The 19017-nt window shown below is 50.9% G+C and carries 15 protein-coding genes; 4 read left to right on the top strand and 11 right to left on the bottom strand.

The features are described 5' to 3' along the window. Positions 1–9 precede the first annotated feature (9 nt). The 6 genes from NYE29_RS22450 to NYE29_RS22425 form a co-directional block, all read right to left on the bottom strand. Positions 10–402, bottom strand: coding sequence for an ATP-binding protein (locus NYE29_RS22450; protein ID WP_076109745.1), 393 nt, complete (start codon positions 400–402; stop codon positions 10–12). A gap of 15 nt (positions 403–417) precedes the next feature. After that, a complete protein-coding gene (locus NYE29_RS22445) occupies positions 418–1845 on the bottom strand; it encodes a SpoIIE family protein phosphatase (RefSeq protein ID WP_076109746.1) in 1428 nt (475 codons plus the stop codon). Positions 1846–2036: 191 nt separating this feature from the next. Further along, positions 2037–2783 (bottom strand): type I methionyl aminopeptidase, encoded by a 747-nt coding sequence (gene map / locus NYE29_RS22440; RefSeq protein ID WP_038594183.1) that lies wholly within the window; start codon positions 2781–2783, stop codon positions 2037–2039. 229 nt (positions 2784–3012) lie between these two features. After that, positions 3013–4737 carry an assimilatory sulfite reductase (NADPH) hemoprotein subunit gene (cysI, locus tag NYE29_RS22435; protein WP_076109747.1) on the bottom strand — a complete coding sequence of 575 codons (1725 nt, stop codon included), beginning with the start codon at positions 4735–4737 and terminating at the stop codon, positions 3013–3015. Between the two features lie 18 nt (positions 4738–4755). Continuing rightward, on the bottom strand, positions 4756–6609 hold the full coding sequence (locus NYE29_RS22430; protein WP_340899775.1) for an assimilatory sulfite reductase (NADPH) flavoprotein subunit: 1854 nt from the start codon (positions 6607–6609) through the stop codon (positions 4756–4758). Between the two features lie 244 nt (positions 6610–6853). Next, on the bottom strand, positions 6854–8332 hold the full coding sequence (locus tag NYE29_RS22425; RefSeq protein ID WP_340897559.1) for an MDR family MFS transporter: 1479 nt from the start codon (positions 8330–8332) through the stop codon (positions 6854–6856). Positions 8333–8486: 154 nt separating this feature from the next. Between NYE29_RS22425 and NYE29_RS22420 the strand changes: the two genes are divergently transcribed. Further along, entirely contained in the window at positions 8487–9047 is a 561-nt protein-coding gene (locus NYE29_RS22420) for a PadR family transcriptional regulator (protein ID WP_340897557.1), read from the top strand. A 113-nt stretch (positions 9048–9160) separates the two neighbouring features. Here NYE29_RS22420 and lspA read toward each other — a convergent pair whose 3' ends face one another. Then, entirely contained in the window at positions 9161–9652 is a 492-nt protein-coding gene (gene lspA, locus NYE29_RS22415; protein WP_340897556.1) for a signal peptidase II, read from the bottom strand. Positions 9653–9832: 180 nt separating this feature from the next. On the opposite strand from lspA, the gene NYE29_RS22410 reads away from it, so the two are divergent. After that, on the top strand, positions 9833–10516 hold the full coding sequence (locus NYE29_RS22410) for a DUF421 domain-containing protein (protein WP_076109751.1): 684 nt from the start codon (positions 9833–9835) through the stop codon (positions 10514–10516). A 69-nt stretch (positions 10517–10585) separates the two neighbouring features. Here the strand turns inward: NYE29_RS22410 and NYE29_RS22405 are convergent, their stop codons facing one another. From NYE29_RS22405 to NYE29_RS22390, 4 genes are all read right to left on the bottom strand, one after another. Beyond that, positions 10586–11560: an aldo/keto reductase gene (locus NYE29_RS22405; protein WP_038594198.1), complete on the bottom strand. Its 975-nt coding sequence runs from the start codon at positions 11558–11560 to the stop codon at positions 10586–10588. A 178-nt stretch (positions 11561–11738) separates the two neighbouring features. Then, positions 11739–15002, bottom strand: a complete 3264-nt coding sequence (locus NYE29_RS22400) for an ATP-binding protein (RefSeq protein ID WP_340897555.1) — start codon at positions 15000–15002, stop codon at positions 11739–11741. Beyond that, entirely contained in the window at positions 14980–15360 is a 381-nt protein-coding gene (locus NYE29_RS22395; protein WP_038594201.1) for a response regulator, read from the bottom strand. The genes NYE29_RS22400 and NYE29_RS22395 overlap by 23 nt, the downstream gene beginning before the upstream one ends. A 60-nt stretch (positions 15361–15420) precedes the next feature. Then, entirely contained in the window at positions 15421–17052 is a 1632-nt protein-coding gene (locus NYE29_RS22390; RefSeq protein ID WP_340897554.1) for a GGDEF domain-containing response regulator, read from the bottom strand. A gap of 222 nt (positions 17053–17274) precedes the next feature. Between NYE29_RS22390 and NYE29_RS22385 the strand changes: the two genes are divergently transcribed. Further along, a complete protein-coding gene (locus NYE29_RS22385; protein ID WP_019910116.1) occupies positions 17275–17544 on the top strand; it encodes an ACT domain-containing protein in 270 nt (89 codons plus the stop codon). A gap of 28 nt (positions 17545–17572) precedes the next feature. Next, positions 17573–18928, top strand: coding sequence for a PFL family protein (locus NYE29_RS22380; RefSeq protein WP_256718062.1), 1356 nt, complete (start codon positions 17573–17575; stop codon positions 18926–18928). Positions 18929–19017 lie beyond the last annotated feature (89 nt).

The following is a 19017-nucleotide window of genomic DNA, read 5'->3' as shown; positions in this document are numbered from 1 at the left end:
GAGAACCTGTCAACTAGGACATACATTCTTGCTGATGTACATCGTATTTCGGATCATCTCCACACTATCCGAGAAGCAGCTAATCAAGTACAGCCCTCTTCCTCCGTCATCCAGCAGCTCGTCACTACTGATATCCTGCGGAATAACGAGATCCCGGCCGCCTTCTCCAGAGTCTTCGACCTGAAGCTTAAGCAGCTCATCTCTCAGCAAATACCGGATATAGATCGGCTTCGTGCAATCGCTGAGATTCCCGTGATAATACGCATTCGTAATAGCCTCAACCAGAATCAGACGGATATCAAAAGCATAGGCTTCCAAATCAAGCTCTTCGATAATTCCGTCAATAATTCCCTGTGTGTGCTCCAGTCCGTGAAGCAGCACTTCCTTATGTACAGCGTTCATAATTCACCCCTTGTCTCACTGGATATTCAGGCTCAGCCAGGTGCAGTCGTCCTGCAGACAAACGCCCGCAACCTTTTCGTGCAAATATTCGTAATCACGGCCTAACTCCGCTTCTTCAAACAAAAGCTCCATACCGTCGCTATAGAAGCAGAAACGGTCACCCGATCCAAATGCAACAGCCTGCTGCTCAAATTCACTGTCGCTGAACATGCCCAGCGGAGCTCCTTTGACTGTTATTTGCTGACCGGCCTGCGCTTTCGGCACATAGATGAATTCGTTGATCCCGGCCCCTGCTGCCTTAAGCACACTGGCGCCGAAATCGAGATGAAAGCAGCAGCCGGCAATATAATCCTCTCCCAGATACTGTCCCGCTTTCAGATTCAAATCCTTCAGAACCTGAACCGGCTCCTTTGAAGTGAGCAGACTGTCCAGGAACAGCACACGCAGCGCGGAGATGCTTAATGCGGCCGAAATGCCTTTGCCGGTGACGTCACCGATGATTCCGATGACCTGTTCATCATCAATTTTGTGAAAGATGAAGAAGTCTCCGCTGAGTGTTGTGGCGGGAATGTATATCTTGTCCAGCACCGCCCTGTTCTCCAGAGGAAAAGCAACGGCATGACGGTGCTCTTGAAGCTTGACCGCCCGTTCAAGTTCCTTTTTGTTCTCCGTAATATCCCTTAATACCAATTGCAGAGCTACTTCTTCTTCATATACAATCGGTACGCCCGAGATCTCCAGATCAAAAATATGTTTGTCATGCCGGATAAAACGCTGCTCGATCCGAAACCGGTCCTTCATGGAACCTTTGGTTTTTAGTTTTTTATACTCCGTGCTGCTAAGCGGCTCCTCGTAAAAAAAATCATCAATACCCTTACCAATCAGTTCCTTCTTCTTCCTGCCGAACATCTTCTCAGTTTGCTGATTGGCAAACAGAATCGTTCCCCCGCTGTAAACCAGAATGGCTTCAGGACAGAGATCAACCAGATCCCTGTAGCGTTCTTCGCTTTCCCGGAGTCGTTGTTCGGAGCGGACCCGCTCGCTGACGTCATGAATAACGGTGTAGACACATGTCTTTCCTAACATCGTCATGATCCCTGTATGAATCTCCACCACTATGATCTGGCCTCCGGCCAACTGATGCCTGTCCATAAACACCTGGTTTCCCAGATATTCTCCGCCGGGCATGGCCTTATCCACGAAGTCCCGCTCCCCCGCCTCACCCTCTGCATTCAAATCCGAGATATGAAGTTTTCTGAAATCACGGAGGCGGTAGCCATAGAAATCGCAGGCTGCCTTGTTCGCATCAACGATGCTTCCGTCAGCCGGGTCAACCATCAAGGTAATTAAATGGTTATTCTCATAAATACAGCCATAGTGCTCCATACACTGCTGAGGGCTGGGTGCGCCATGCTGATTCTTGCAATGTTTGTCTGTTGCCATTTCTGATCCTCTATTCCCCTTCAGCCTTGAGTTACCATTATATTCATTCCCTCCCCATAAAACCGTGAATTCCGACACATTAAGACAAATAACCAAAAAAAATAAACCCGGCCAGCGCCATGACATGCATGAGCGGCTGACCGGGTTTACCTGCAGTACTTCCAACCAAATTACGATTCAAACACTTAAGATTACAGCTCCGTCAAAATAATCGTTCCCTGCGGAGTTATCGCCAGGGTGTGCTCGTATTGCGCCGACAAGCCGCCGTCAATCGTCCGGGCTGTCCACCCGTCCGCATCTACCTTTGTCCGGTAGCTTCCGGTATTGAGCATCGGCTCAATGGTGAAGACCATGCCTTCCTTGAGACGCGGTCCTTTGCCTGCAGGTCCGTAGTGAGGCACCTCAGGGGCTTCATGCATTTCGGAGCCGATGCCGTGCCCGATAAAATCACGGACAACTGAGAACCCGTTCGACTCGGCATACACCTGAATCGCATGGGCGACATCGCCGATCCGGTTGCCTGCAACTGCCTGCTCTATGCCCTTGAACAGTGACTCTTTGGTCGTTTCCAGCAGCTTCGCTGCCTGATCACTGATGTTGCCTATCCCGTAGGACCACGCAGAATCGGCCAGCCAGCCGTTCAGGTTCACGACCATATCAATCGTTACAATGTCACCGTCTTTAAGCGGCTCATGTTTGGGAAAGCCATGGCAGATTACATCGTTCACGGATGCGCAGGTTGCGTAAGGATATCCATGATACCCTTTTTGCTCAGGTGTTGCCCCTTGGGAAAGAATGAACTTCTCAGCAAACTGGTCAATTTCCCAGGTCGTAATTCCGGGTTTCAGCATTCCGGCGATTTGCCGGTGGCATTCAGCAAGAATCTTGCCGGCTGCACGCATTTTTTCGATCTCTTCCATCGATTTCATGATGATCATCACATTCGCCTCTTCTGTACAGAACGCATTACTCACTATAATGGCTCTTGGATATGTTATGGGTACTCTTTATATTATGTAAGAAAACCGCCGAAAATCCAAATTCATTCTTCGATTATGTAAATAAACGCGAATCGCTGTAGAAAATTTCAGGTTCAATCCTCATTTCCCCCACAAAACAAGGGAACCCATCCTCCGTGTTGCATTGGAGAACAGGTTCCTTTGTTAGTCAGTCATGGAAATTTAGCCCCGAGGTGACGGCCTTCACATAGCCGCTGCGGATAACAAAATCTCCGAAATGTTCGCCCGCCGCGCGTTCTTTGGCAAAGCGTTGAAGAATAGGCCCCAGCGTTTCAAGAATTTCATTCTCGTCGATATTTTCCTTGTACAACTTGTTCAGCCTGTCTCCGGTAAAGCCCGCACCCAGATACATATTATATCTGCCCGGAGCTTTGCCGATAAAGGCGATTTCCCCCAGTGCCGGTCTGGCACAGCCATTCGGGCAGCCGGTCATGCGGATGATAATCTCTTCGTTGCGCAGGCCCGCTTCATCAATGATCAGCTCCAGCTTATCAAGCAGGAGGGGAAGATACCGTTCCGCTTCGGCCATGGCAAGACCACAGGTTGGCAAAGCTACACAGGACATAGCGCTGCGCCGCAGAGCGGTGTGCTGCGCTCCGTCGGTCAAACCGTATTGCCGGGCAAGTTCGTCCACCTTACGTTTCTTCGTACTGCTCACATTGCCAATAATCAGATTCTGATTCGGCGTCAGACGGAAATCCCCGGTGTGTATCTTAGCGATCTCCCGCAGTCCGGTCATCAGCGGATACCCTTCCTGATCCTGAATCCGTCCGCTTTGGATATACAACGTCAAATTCCATTTACCGTTGATGCCCTTCACCCAGCCGTAACGGTCGCCGTTATGGTCGAAATGGAACGCACGGGCAGCCTCCAGCTGCCAGCCCAGCCGGTGCTGCAGCTCGCCTGTAAACCATTCCAGGCCATGGCGGTCGAGGGTATATTTGAAACGGGCATTCTTGCGGACGGAGCGGTTGCCATAGTCACGCTGAATCGTGACCGTCTTCTCCGCCACATCAATCATCTGCTCCGGCCGGCAGAAGCCGATCACCCGCCCAAGCTGTGGATAGGTGCTCGTATCGCCGTGCGTCATGCCCATCCCGCCGCCAACCGAAACATTAAATCCTAACAGCTTGCCTTCCTCCAATACCGCGATGAAGCCAAGATCCTGGGAGAAGACATCGACGTCATTGGAGGGCGGCACTGCCAGACCGATTTTGAATTTGCGCGGCAGATAGACCGGACCGTAGATCGGTTCCACTTCTACGCCTTCCTTGCTGTCTACAACCTTCTCGCCGTCCAGCCAGATTTCATGGTACGCCGGTGTACGCGGAGACAGATGATCGCTGATCTTCCGGGCCCATTCGTACACTTCAGCATGCGTTTCGGACTGATACGGATTCGGGGCGCTCATCACGTTGCGGTTGACATCCCCGCAGGCTGCGAGTGTGGTCATGAGCGTATCGTTAATGGTCTTGATCGTCTTTTTCAGGTTCCATTTCAGTACACCGTGCATTTGAAACGCTTGTCGTGTCGTCAAACGGAGTGTGCCGTTGCCGTATTTATGGGCCAGCTCATCCATGACAAGCCACTGTGCCGCAGTAGCGACTCCGCCCGGAGCCACCACGCGCAGCATGAACTGATAGGCCGGCTCCAGCTTGGAGCGCTCACGCTCACTGCGCAAATCCCGGTCATCCTGCATGTAGCTGCCGTGAAATTTGAGCAGCCGGTTGTCATCCTCTGGCAGTCCTCCGGTTACCGGGTTGCGCAGTGTCTCCACAAGTGCGCCCCGCAGGTAGTTGCTCTCGATCTTTATATGTTCAACATCACTAGGCGGGCCGCCGATCGGCTTCACCGCTGATTCATTATTCGCCATAGCTGAACCTCTCCTCCCTTAATACACATCGCGCTGATAACGCTGTTCCTGCTGCATGTGCTCCAGGTAAGCTGCTGCCTCTTCCGGGCTTAAGCCGCTCTCCCGCTGGATCACAGTGACCAGTGCGGAATGAACATCATGGGCCATATGCTTCTCGTCACCGCATACATACACATGCGCACCTTCCTGCAGCCAGGCATACAGCTCACGGCTCTGTTCCAAAATGCGGTGCTGCACATATACTTTCTCTTCCGTATCCCGGGAGAACGCAACGTCCAGCTTGTTCAGCACGCCGTCCTTAAGCATTCTTTGCCAATCTGTCTGATAGAGGAAATCGGTCACGAAATGCCGGTCGCCGTAGAACAGCCAAGTTCTGCCGCTTGCGCCCTGCTCTTCCCGCTCTTCCAGGAAGGAACGGAATGGCGCTACCCCGGTACCCGGCCCGATCATAATCACGGGAACCTCGGAATTGGCCGGAAGTTTGAAATTCGGGTTGTTCTGAATATAGATCGGGAGGGTATCGCCCGGCTGTACCCGTTCAGCGCAATGGACCGAGCAGACGCCGTAACGGTCACGGCCATGTGATTCGTACCGCACCGCGCGAACCGTGAAATGAACCTCATCGGGGTTCGCGTTATAGCTGCTAGCGATCGAATACAGTCTTGCGGGCAGCTTGCGCAGAATGGTTACAAAGCTGCGTGCAGGCACTTCCCATGGTGCGAAATCCTGGACCAGATCCAGCAGATCACGTCCCTGGATATATGCCTTCAGCTCCTGCTGATGATCCGGAGCAAGCAGTGCTTGAAGCCCTGCCGATGCGGTCAATTGTGCCGCCTGTTCCAGCAGCGGCTTCGTCAGGACTGTAATTTCATAATGACGCAGCAGTGCTTCACGCAGAGTGCCTTCCTCCCCCTTCTTATTAAGAGGAACAGATTCATCGCTATTCCAGCCCATAGCGGCAATAATATCCGCCACCAGCTGAGGATGATTCTCCGGGTACACTCCCAGCGAGTCGCCCGGCTCGAAGCTCAGATTGGAGCCGGCAAGCGACAGCTCCAGATGGCGGGTCTCGCGGTCAGAGCCGCGTCCGTTCAGATTAAGATTCTCCAGCACTTCAGCATGGAAAGGATGGTTGCGTGAGTAGGCTGAATCCGGCGGCTCTGCCTGTTCAGCTGCCTGTACCGCTTCCCCGGCAATTGCCGGGGCATTCTGCGGACCGCTCAGTGAGCCGATGACCTGCTGGAACCATTCAGCTACCGGCTCATCGTAATCGAGATCACAATCGACACGCGGGCTCAGACGCCGTCCGCCCAGCTCTTCGAGACGCTGATCGAAATCCTTGCCGGTCTGGCAAAAGAACTCATAGGAGGTGTCGCCGAGCGCCAGTACGGAATAACTCAGATGATCCAGTTGGGGCGCTCTCTTGCTATAGATAAATTCATGGAAGGCCCGGGCATTATCCGGCGGTTCGCCTTCTCCGTGCGTGCTGACCAGCAGCAGCAGATTCTCGACCTTCTTCAGACCATTCGGCTTGAAGCCGTTCATTGCCGATACGGTAACCTGGAAGCCCTGCTCCTCCAGCTTGCGGGACAGGCTGGACGCCAGACGCTGGCAATTGCCGGTCTGGGAGCCGAACAGCACCGTCACTTCGCGGGAGATTTTCGGCTGTGCCGCCGGGGAGACGGCTGCCGCAATCCCCTCTGCTTGCAGCGATGTACCAGTGGAAACCGCTGCCGCATTTCCCTGCAAAGACAACGCGGACAAATATCCGCCAAGCCAGATCTGCTGCGTCTCTGTTAATGTCGGCAGAAGGCGGTTCAGAAGCTCAACCTGGTTCTCGTTAAATGGACTGTTCGTAACTTGTAGTTGCACCAATATCGACCTCTCCTTAACATGAAATCTAGTTCCCTCTTAACCTCATGTGATCAGGCTATCATAATTAGATGAAACGATCAACGAGCTCTCTTTATCATAAATTTTGGTTTTATTAGTAATATCGTCCATAAAACACGTAAAAGCTGCTTAAATCAGAGTAAATGACCCCGATTTAAGCAGCTTCATTACAATTAATGATAACTTGCATTAGATAAAATGATACTTCATATTCAGCTTTTGATTACTGATTCGCGATCTTACGGACATGGGTCTGCATTTGCAGAGGCGTTGTCCCCCCTTTGCGGCGCAGCAGAAGCATGAGCGGAAAACCAAACAGCACGATGATGGCAGCAACGACAAATACATCATTTACCCCCATTGTAAATGAAAGCAGGGTGATCGAATCGGAACCCGCTGCACCGGACTCAAAGAGCTCTTTGGAGTGGATCACGGATCTGCTCGACAAGAGTGAGGTAAATACGGCAATGGCTAATGAGCTTAACACATTGCGCACCCAGTTGTTGATCGAAGTTGCATGACCTGACCATTCCACCGGAATTTCCTCCATGGATGCCGTGCTGCTTGGGACATTGGCCAGACCGATCCCCAGATTGCGCACGACCATTGCCCACAAAATAAAGTTGTGCGAAACATCCACATGCAGCCTGCTCAGCATAAACAAACCGGCAAAGATAAAGGCAATTCCAGCTGAAATCAGCTTCACCGGCCCGAACTTGGGATACAGCTTGCCCACAACCGGGCTTAACAATGCCAGCAGGATGGATGAAGGCAGCAGAATCAGCCCCGTTTTGAGCGTCGTGGCGCCTTGCACAGTCTGCAAGAAAAGCGGCGTTAAGTATGTGCCGGCATACATCGCAACCGTTACCAGACTATAGATGCACAGCATAGCCGTGAACCGCCGGTTCTGAAATACGCGCAGATTCAGCAGCGGCACTTCCGTCCGCAATTCATGCAGGACAAACAAGAGGAGCAGAACGATCCCGGCAGCGATTAACAATAGAGTTCTCCAGGAACCCCAGCCCCAGCTGCTGCCTTGGCTAAAAGCAGTCAGAAGCGCCAGGCTGCCCGTCACCACCGTAATCAGCCCGGGAACATCGAATGACTTCGGTACATTCATCCGGTAGTAAGGGATCAACAGTTGGGTTAATATAATAGCCACAAGTCCCACCGGGATATTAATCAGGAACAGCCAGTGCCAGCTGGCATACTGCAGCAGCCAGCCGCTGAAGGTCGGCCCGATGGCCGGCGCAACCATTGCGGACAGCGACCACAGGCTGACGGCGAACGGCCGGCGCTCGATCGGAATGACCTGAAAGATAATCGTCATTGTGCAGGCCAAAATCAGTCCGCTGCATGAGCCTTGAAGCATCCGGAAAATGATCAGCATCAGCGGGTTACCCGATACGGCGCATAACAGGGAGAACAGTGTAAAGCCCGATAAAGCGAACAAATATAGCCTCTTATAACTGAATCTGCCGCCAAGATAACCGGCCAAAGGTGCCGTTACACCTGTTGCCAGCATAAAGCCGGTAACCATCCACTGCATCGTGTGCAAGCCGGTATGGAAATGATTCATTAGTAGAGGAACAGCAATGTTAATCGTTGTGGTGCTTAAGACTGAGACAAAGTTCCCGAAGAATATGGCAATCATAATCGGCCAAAAAGGAACTTTGCCTCGTCGTTCATGGTTCTCTTCCATGGCAGTTCCTCCTCATCACTATTTATATGTCTACTTTTACATATGTAAGTTAACTTAAATAATGTTATAATCGAATCTACAATATGTCAATGATGACATATTAGTAATACTCCTAATGAAAACGGATTAATTTGGATTGGAGGAACTCATAGTAATGAATACTCTGTCTTACGGGCTCCTTGCCCTGCTGACTGCCAACTCGCTGTCCGGATACGAGTTAACGCAAAGCATTAAGCCGCTATGGCGGGCGGGCCATAGTCAAATTTATCCTCTGCTGGTGAGTATGGAGCAGAAGGGATACATCTCCTACGAGCGGATCGAGCAGTCAGATAAGCCGGATAAAAAAATATATACGATCACGGAAGCAGGACTTGAACAATTGCGGGAGTGGGTTGAGACGCCGGCTGATCCCCCCGTGTTGCGGGACGAACTGCATTTCAAGCTGTACAGCCTGTGGCTCGCAAGGCCGGAGGAGGCTAAGGCGCTGCTGGTAAGGCGTGCGGAATTCTGCAGGAGTGAGCTGGACCGGTATAACCTCATGATTAAAGCCAATGAAGCCCTGTGCCAGGAGCGCGGGGAAACCCGCGAGCTTACGGCAACGACGTTCGGGCGGTATTTGCTGCTGCGCAAGCGGGTTATGGATATGGAATCTTCTGTAGCCTTCTGCGAATGGGCCATCGGGGAACTTGAATCAAACGCCGTTCCGCTGGAATAAAGGTTCGATGTATTGCAGCAAATGATAAGTAAACCCCAAAGAAATAGGGTTGTCCATAGTCATAATAATGACTAATAGGACAACCCTATACTTAAAACCGGGGATAAGAACAGTCACGCCTGTCCGGTGCCGCTGCCTTTCACCCGTCTTCTCTTGGCCGTGCTGCTCTTCACCTGATCGATAATCAGATGGATCACGATCAGGATGCCGCCGGCATTGATTGCCAGATCGGCCAAATTCATGATGCCGCCGTCTTCCCCAAATACAAGAAAATCCGTAACCTGATGGAAAATTACGCGGTCTATTGCATTGCCGATAGCACCGCCCACCAAAAATCCGCTGGCGGCTTCAAGCAAGAGCCCTCGCAGCACTCCTTTACGCCGGTAATAAAAAATCGCAACTACAAATACTGCCGCAACAATCGAGAAATACTTCCCAAAACCCTGAAAAGAACTGAAGGCCGCACCACTGTTCTCATAATAAGTAAATTGCACGTAAGGGTTCCAGAACGGAATGGTCTCCCCCAGCTGCATGTTTAACCGCACCATCCATTTAGCAGCCTGGTCCGCCAGTAACACCAATATTGAAATCAGGTAAAAAAGCATCTCTGTGCCCCTTTCACGTCTGTTAGGCTCACTCCATTAACGGGTTCTTAAAGACAGCTTATCACAGAGCACCACCCGGATTCACCTTTGGGAGTACAGATAAGGAGAAATGTTACATTCAAAAGCGTAATGGTTAAACACTCTTAGATTATAAATCGTTTATTTGAGGGTGGGTGCCAAATGGAATACGGAGCGATATTCATCAAGCTGATCGCGGGTTTTATCGGGTTATGGGCAATGACGAGATTGCTGGGCAAGAAGGAAATCTCCGCCTTGACACCTTTTGACTTTATCTCTGCGGTGATTCTGGGCGATTTGGTCGGAGATACCATATATACACCAGAAAATTCCGTGCTGATGCTGATCTTTACACTGGCTGTTTGGACCGTATTATCCCTGACGTTCGAGAAGGTTACCCAGCGAATCCGCGCGCTCCGCAAACCGCTTGAGGGCGAACCGGAAATTCTGATCCGTGACGGAGAGATCGATCTGGTCAAGCTGCGCAAGAATAACCTTGACTTCGACCAGCTGCGGATGATGCTGCGGGCTAAGGATACTTTCTCTGTCAGTGAGGTCGCTTATGCCATCTATGAGACGAATGGTTCTTTGAGTATTATGAAAAAGCCGCAATTTGAAGCAGCCACCCGCGAGGACCTGGCTGTATCCATACAGGAAACCACGCTGCCCCAGAGTATTATTGAGGACGGGATCATTCAGCGGCGAACGCTAAGCGAACTTGGCCATGACGAGGCCTGGTTGGACGGCGAGCTGCGCAAACTGGGATATTCGGGCCCGCAGGCTGTAGCTTATGCTGAAATCACTGAAGAAGGCGAGTTTGCCGTGGTCTCCTCGGTTTCCCACTAAAGAAACCAAAAAGAGGATATGCCCGGTGTTCGGACATATCCCCACTCTATCAGAGTCTTGCTGAATGATTTACCAGGCGTAGGCCTCCGGAGCCGGACGTCCCGGTCCCGGGAATATTTCATCCAGCTTCTTCAGCGTGACTTCATCCAGAACGATTTCAGTCACGCGCAGCGAATCCTCGAACTGTTCAATAGTTCTCGGTCCGATGATGGGCGCAGTCACGGCTGGATTCGCCAGCACCCACGCCAAAGCTACCTGGTCCTCATGCTCGCCAAGCTCCTTGCAGAGGGCAGAGAACTGCTCCAGCTGGCTGCGGTGCTGCTCCAGCTTGGCGGAGCGGGCGCTGCGCACGCCGGTCTTGGCCAGCGCGTTGCGGCCGAGCAGACCGCCCGCAAGCGGACTCCACGGGATGACGCCAAGTCCCAGTTCCTGCGATGCCGGCAGCACCTCAAGCTCCGGCGTCCGTTCGAGCAGATTGTATAGATGCTGCTCGGAGACAAGGCCCAGGAAGTGGCGCGCTTTTGCCTGCGCCTGAGCATGTGCAATATGCCAGCCGGCAAAGTTGCTGGAACCGATATAATCCGCCTTGCCCTGGGAGACCAGGATTTCAAAAGCACCCCATAACTCATCCCAGGAAACATTGCGGTCGATATGATGCATTTGATACAGCTCAATATGATCGGTCTGCAGACGTTTCAGCGAGCCCTCGAAATGTCGTCTGATCTTATAAGCGGATAAGCCCGAACCTGAATTGGGACCGTCCTGCTCATCAAGCATGTCATTGTAAACCTTGGTCGCCAGCACCACCTTCTCGCGCCGTCCGCCCCCCTGCTGAAACCAGCGTCCGATAATCTCTTCGGTCCAGCCGCGCCGTTCCTGGCCGCCATAGACATTCGCAGTATCAAAAAAGTTAATGCCCGCATCCAATGCGGCATCCATGATCCTGAAGGCGTCCTTCTCCTCGGTCTCCGGACCAAAATTCATCGTGCCGAGACATAACTGGCTGACCTTTAAACCCGATTTTCCCAAATAACTGTACTTCATCGCAATTCCTCCCTTTCATCCCTGTATGGTTGTCCGCATTCCCTCCCACTATAAGCCTTAGAGTCCACTTTAAGGCAAGCTTTTTTTCAAGAAAAAAACAGACCGTTTGTGCATGGCCTGTTCCTCTAATCCTTTTATAAATAATCATTTCGATAAGTGCTGCTCCAAAATAATTCTCCTACTCCCCATCATGCCCGCTGTCCGGAAACAGCACTTCTCCGGTTCCCTGTTCAATCGCTATGATTTCCTGCAGGGTAACCGACAGATCACCCGGGGGATAAGGTTTGGTCAAATACTTCTGAACATTGTTCATCAGACTTTTATCTGTTTTGTCCAGCGCCGAGGAAATAACTATCGGAACGTTCGCTGTCCGCTCATCATCCTTCAGCATGCGGATCAGGTCCCAGCCATCCAGCTCATCCCCCAGCATCAGATCCACGACAATCGCCACAAAAGGTGTCTTCAATGCCTGATCAAACGCCTGCTGCGGATGATAATGATGTGTCACCCGGAAGCCTTTGCCCTTCAGTTCCTCCGACAGCAGCAGGGAAAGACTGTAATCATCCTCTACAATCATTACGTTCGGCTTCGTTTCCTTCTCCGAATTCCATTTATAAGGCTCATCTTCATGCCGGCTGCCGCTATGATTCAGAACCGGAAGACTGAACCATACAGTGGTGCCTTCGCCTTCCACCGAATCAATGCCGATCGCACCCTTCTGCTTCTCAATGATTTCCTTGCAGATGGCCAGGCCTAGACCTGTTCCGCCGATCCGTTTGGACGCGCTGTTGTCTACCCGTCTGAATTTCTGGAACAAATGGCCAATCTGATTCTTAGGAATCCCCAGCCCGTGATCCTGGATCTCCACAATAATCCGCTCGGGTTCATTGTGCAGCAGCACCTTGATCTCATTGCTGTTCGGTGAGAACTTGATCGCATTGCTAAGCAGGTTGGTCAGTACCTGGACAATCTTATCCTTATCCACTTCCACCTCTGCATTCCGCGCTGCATCCTCCAGCAGAATATGGTGGGTGCCACTCAGTTTGTACTGGTCAATGACGCCGAGGACAAGCGAGCTCAGATTGACAGGCTCGGCATTGTACTGCTGGGTGCCTGATTCCATTCGCTGCAGATCCAGAAAATCATTGATCAGATCGGTCAGCCGGTGCGCCTCCCTATGAATGGTCTCCAGATATTTCAGCTGCTTCTCAGGCTTCATTGTTCTGGATAACAGCAGCTCTGTGAAGCCGAGCACACTGGATAACGGTGTCCGCAGCTCATGGCTGACTGTGCTGACCAGTTCGGATTTCATCAGATCCAGCTCATATTCCCGGGTAATGTTCCGGTGTACAAACAACGTACCGAAGCGGATCTCGCGGCGGTATACCGGAATGGCATACACCTCCACATGTTTCATCGCTTCCGTGCCTATAGAGTACTTGATCGTGCTGGAATCGAAGAACGTTTCGGACATCGCCGTTTGGTAGAACAGCCGCAGATCATCCTGCTCATTGGCCCTGTGGATGAAATGTTCTGCCCAGCGTTCCTTAAGGATTACTTCCCCTTCAGTCCATTCATCGTACCCGAACAGCTGGCCAAGGGCTTTATTCATCTGCAGCATCGTTCCGTCCATTTGGACAAACTGAATTCCTTCATTGACGTTATTGACAATGTCCCTGTTCAGCATCCGGCCATCTTCGATTTCTTCATACATGAACAGCCGCTCAATGGCCAGCGCCACCCGGTTCATCATGCCTTGAATCTCGTCGGTTTCTTCTTCGCCAAAGGAATGTCCGATCCGGGTACCGCAGAATACAGCCAGCACCTCATCATCAGCATTGACAACCGTTGTGTAGTAATCATACGAATAAATGCCTTCTGGAGAAATGCCCTGCTCCCGTAAGGATGCCGGACGTTTAGTAATATAGGATTTCTCCGTTTGCATACGGAACAGCATATCATTATTATCACTATCAAGATAACGTTCCACATTCTCCAGAGGTACGCCTTTAACGACGGCAATTTTGTCTTTGACCATCAGGAAAAAGCTCGAGTCGAACGCATATTGCTCATTCATAAACCGGATAAACTTTTCGGCGAACTCCTGCTTGTCCAGAGTATAGGTAATGTCATGGTTAAGCTGATTGCTCCGCTCCAGCAGAATCTTGGTTTGTTCCGTCTTCTTCAGGGTATCCGCCAGCTCCTGCTGCACACTTTTCATGGAAGAAATATTGTTGGCAATGAGAATGTACTGGTAGACATGGCCTTCATCATTCAGATAAGGCATCACTGTCAAATGTAGCCAGATCACCGAACCGTCCTTGGCCCGAATCTGAATCTCGTCGCTCCATACCCCGCCCGTGGTCAGCTTGCGGAGAATTTGCTGCGCCTGATCACCTGAAATATTATAAAGCTCGAACAGCCTGAAGGTGTAACCGATGATCTCCGGGTTCTTATACCCCGTATACTCGCTCAGATTCTCATTAGCATAGGTGAATACGCCTTTGTTCGAAAGAATAGCGACTGCGGAGGACTGATCCAGCGCCTTCATCATGCTCTCGATCTCGCTTAAAGACCGTTCCAGCTTAAACTGCTGATCCTGAAGCTCATCCTGCTGCGCATGCAGTTCTTCGTTCTGCATCGTCAGCTCTTCTTCTTTGTCCTGTATGCTTCTCGCCATATTCAGGAATGCTTCATAGAGCCGGCCGATTTCATCCTGCCTCTGAAGCTTGCTTAGCAATACAGACCGGCCTTCCGCAAGCGAAATAGTTGCCTCTTCCAGCTTCACGATCGGATCAATGAGAACCTTCAGGATCCTCCAGATCATCAGGGTGAACAGAAGCAGCAGGAAGCTGCTTAATACGAACGACGCAATAGTAAACGAATTAGCTTGCTTTATGGAATCGGCAGCCATTTCGTTCAATTGTGCATCTGAGCGCGCTTTGTATTGCTTCGTGTATGAAAGAAACTCATTTACCGCCTGGGTGTTGCCATCCTGTGCCAGCGCCCGCAGCGTAACATAATTATCTTGCTCGACCAGAGCGATCGCCTTAGGCAGCGTAACTTTTTGATAATTTTGACTGTATGCCGTCAATTGGTCCTTGAACTGCAATTCTTCCGGGGACAGCTTGAGCAGGGAATACGTATTAAGGACTTCCCCCAGCTTCTGCAGTGCTTCATAGGCGAGCTTCAGCTCATTATCATTTTTCAGCGCCGTGTAGCCTCTGACCCGAAAAAAAACATCATTCAGTGTTGTTGCCAGTTCATTGATCGTCTCCGCCTTGTTCTGCAGCACTTCACGGTCATGGCTCAACTTGTTCTGCTGAGAAGAAATATAGAAGAACAAGAGCAGGCCAGTCAGTGCGATGAGAACAAATAAGCCTGAAATAATGCGGAAATATTTATCTTTGATGCTCAAATTAACGAATTTTTTTCTTTTCACCAAGAATACCCTCCACGATCTGCAGGAGCTCTGTCGGACTAAACGGCTTAGGCATGAAATAACGCGCGCCCGCCTCCCTGGCTCTGCTCCGGTCCATTTCCTGCGCCTTGGCGGTCAGCATCATTATCGGCGTGGAGTTCTTCATATCCTCGTCCAATTCAGACAAAACTTCAATACCGGTCATTTCCGGCATCATATAGTCCAATATCACCAGATCGTAGAGATCATCCGATAGCTTGGCAAGCGCCTCAACCCCATTTTCAGCGGTACGAATCTCCACATCTTCGAGGTCCTCCAGCGTATCTTCAATCAGCATGCGCAGAACATCTTCATCATCTACTACAAGTACTTTTTGCATCTTTCTCTCTCACCTTTCAATGTACCCTAAACCATTATCTGCGTTTCAGCGCTAAATGTTTCAGAACAAAAATCTGTGGGCCAGCCGTTCAATTCTTATGAGCAGCTCCGGCAAGTGAAACGGCTTAATGACATAATCATCGGCGCCCATTTGCAGGGCATGTATGATATCCCGCTGGTCGTTCCGCCCGGTCAGCATGATCACGAGAATATTCACTTCCGGATAACTGCCGCGGATCCGCTCAAGCACCTCCAGCCCATCCAGCTCCGGCATAATGCCATCAAGCAGGATAATAAATTTCTCCTCGGGAGCATACCAATCCGACTGGAGAAACTGCGGGCCGTTAGAATAGCTGCTTACTTTCACTTTGGCAATGCTCTCCGGCTCCCAAGCTTGGAACTGATGGGTCACTATTCTGCGGATCAGCGGATCATCGTCAACGATGATGACATTCAGAACCGACTCCAGCTTGCCTGCCGGCAAATGCTCGTCATACAATGTGGTCTGGTTTCTGCCGGCATGTTTGCTGGCATACAGCGCCTGATCCGCTTCGTCAATAAGTTTATCGGCATTGAGGTGAGATTCCGTTACCTCTGTGATCCCGGCGGAGAAGGAAACATTAAATCGTTCATTTTTGGCCCAAAACTCTTTCAAGGAGAACTGCTGCTGAATCCTTTCGATGACAAGCATGGCCGATGCGGCATCGGTATTGGGCATGAACAGGGCAAACTCTTCACCGCCATAGCGGCAGAATGTATCCTCCACCCGGATGGATTTCAGCACCAGCTCGGAAAAAGTCTGGAGTACCTCATCTCCGACCAGATGGCCGTAGCTGTCATTCACATGTTTAAAGTAATCCAGATCCATAAGCGCAAGCGAAAACGTCCGCTCGGTCCGCCTGAAATCGGAGATCAGCTGCTTCATCGTTTGATTAAAATATTTGCGGTTAAAAGCCCCGGTCAGCTCATCCACGATTATGGATTTTTGCCATTCAAGCTTCAGCTCAAAGCGGTTCTTAATGAGTACCAGGAACAAATCAATATCTACAGGCTTCGGGATATAATCCATCACACCCAGCGAATAGGCATACATCTGCACATCCTTGGAATGTTCACCGCTGACGATAATAATCGGAATACGCTCTTTCTTCGCCTTGCCGATGATTTGTTTCAGAACATCAATCCCGCTCTGATCGGGCAGCAGGATATCCAGCAGGATCATGTCCGGCTTGGTTTCATAAAAAATTTTGAGCCCCCGTTCGGCGGATAATGCAATACTCACAAAATAGGACTGCTTCTCCAGCGATTCCCTTAAAAAGGCCACCAGCTCTACATCATCATCAATGAGCAGAATTTCGTATTGCTTCTTCCCGTCAGACAACATTGCCGCTTGCAAACCCGGGACAGGTATTGCTCCGTTCATCAATTGCTCATCAAAAAGCCCCAGCAAAGGATACAAATAATCCCCCCACTCGGCCTCCGTCCAATTTTTATAAGATTCATCTGAGAAATAAAGCAATGTGCTGCCGGCATACTCCTCCACCAGGTGAATGCCTACCGTTCCGGCCGTGCCCTTCAAATTATGTAAAAAGCGGTAGATTTCCTTTTCCTCGACGTCCGGCTGTTCCGACCACTTTTGCAGGGTTTGCCTGGTACGCTGCTCAACCAGCTCTTTGTATTTTCTCGTTGTCATAGTTACTCCTTCAGGCGATCATGTCAATCTATCAGTTGATCATATATTTTTAACTCTGTCAACTGTATTCTAATGAAATTAGGGCATAAGATCAAATTTATGATCAGACTGACAAAAAACCTTTGGTTGATGACTGCAACATCATTTGCAATAATAATTGCAACGGTTCATTCCGTTAATGCGGCGGATGAACAGAGAATAGATAAATAGGAGGCTTTTTCATTGAAGGGGATTATAACTGTACTGGGAAAAGACAAAGTAGGGATTATCGCCAAAGTCTGTACCTACCTTGCAGGCCACAATCTGAACATTCTCGACATTTCGCAGACGATTGTGCAGGACTATTTCAACATGATGATGATTGTGGATATTTCCGCGCCAAGCAAGTCCTTTGAAGAGATTGTGGAGGACCTGCAGCAGGTAGGCGAAGAAATCGGCGTTGAAATCAAGCTCCAGCACGAGGACATTTTCAATATTATGCACCGCATCTAGCTAGCAGCGAAAGGAAGAGATAGGGATGATTTCACTTGTGGAAGTGCAGGAAACGAATAAAATGATCCGCGAAATGAATCTGGATGTCCGCACCATTACGATGGGGATCAGCCTGATGGACTGTGCCCATACAGATTTACGGGTGTTTAACCAGAATGTATACGACAAAATCACCCGGTCCGCTGAGAAGCTAGTGAAGACCGGTGAGGATCTGGAACGGCAATTCGGCGTACCGATTGTCAATAAACGGATCTCTGTCACCCCGATCTCCATTGCAGCCGGTTCTGTGCATACGGATACGTATGTGCCGGTTGCTGAAATTCTGGACAAGGCAGCCAAAGAGGTGGGCGTCAACTTTATTGGCGGCTTCTCGGCGCTTGTGCAGAAAGGCTGCACCAAAGGGGACCGGATTCTGATCGACAGCATCCCTGAAGCGCTGGCTGTGACGGAAAGAGTCTGTTCCTCTGTGAATGTAGGCTCCTCGCGCAGCGGGATCAATATGGATGCCGTGAAGCTAATGGGCGACATCATCCTCCAGACGGCGGAACGCACCAAGGACCGTGATTCCATCGGCTGCGCCAAGCTGGTTGTCTTCTGCAACGCCGTTGAGGACAACCCCTTCATGGCCGGAGCATTTCACGGCGTGGGCGAGCGGGAATGCGTGATCAACGTTGGGGTCAGCGGCCCTGGTGTAATCAAGCGCGCACTGGAAGAAGTAAAGGGCCAGGACTTTGAAACGCTGTGCGAGACAATCAAACGAACCGCCTTCAAGGTGACCCGTGTAGGACAGCTTGTTGCACAGGAAGCCTCCAAACGGCTGGATGTGCCGTTCGGCATCATTGATCTGTCGCTGGCACCCACCCCTTTGGTCGGTGACTCCATCGCCGAGATTTTCCAGGTCATGGGCCTCGAAGAAGCCGGAGCACCCGGCACCACGGCAGCACTCGCCATCCTGAACGATAATGTCAAAAAAGGCGGCGTCATGGCCTCCTCTTATGTCGGCGGACTTAGCGGCGCGTTTATCCCGGTCAGTGAAGACCATGGCATGATCCAGGCTGTTCAGCGCGGTGCGCTGACGCTGGAGAAGCTCGAAGCGATGACTTGTGTCTGCTCCGTCGGCCTCGACATGATTGCCATTCCGGGCAGCACCAGCAAAGAAACCCTCTCCGGCATTATCGCTGATGAAGCCGCAATCGGCATGGTCAATAACAAGACAACCGCCGTCCGCCTGATCCCGGTTATCGGCAAGGAAGTCGGCGAGATGGTCGAATTTGGCGGTCTGCTCGGCTACGCCCCGGTGATGGCCGTGAATCCTTTTAACTGCGCAGGGTTCGTGAACCGGGGCGGACGTATTCCCGCTCCAATCCACAGCTTCAAGAACTAACATTTCAAGTGGAAACGGCATCCGCCGTCCTCAAAAGGACGGTATCCGTTTCAGCGAGAAATAGAAGGATAATTTATAGTGTGAAGCAT

It is taken from the genome of Paenibacillus sp. FSL M7-1046 (assembly GCF_038007405.1).
Taxonomy (GTDB): domain Bacteria; phylum Bacillota; class Bacilli; order Paenibacillales; family Paenibacillaceae; genus Paenibacillus_AQ.
The sequence above is the reverse complement of the archived record's forward strand: the minus strand, read 5'-3'. Positions and strand labels throughout refer to the sequence as shown.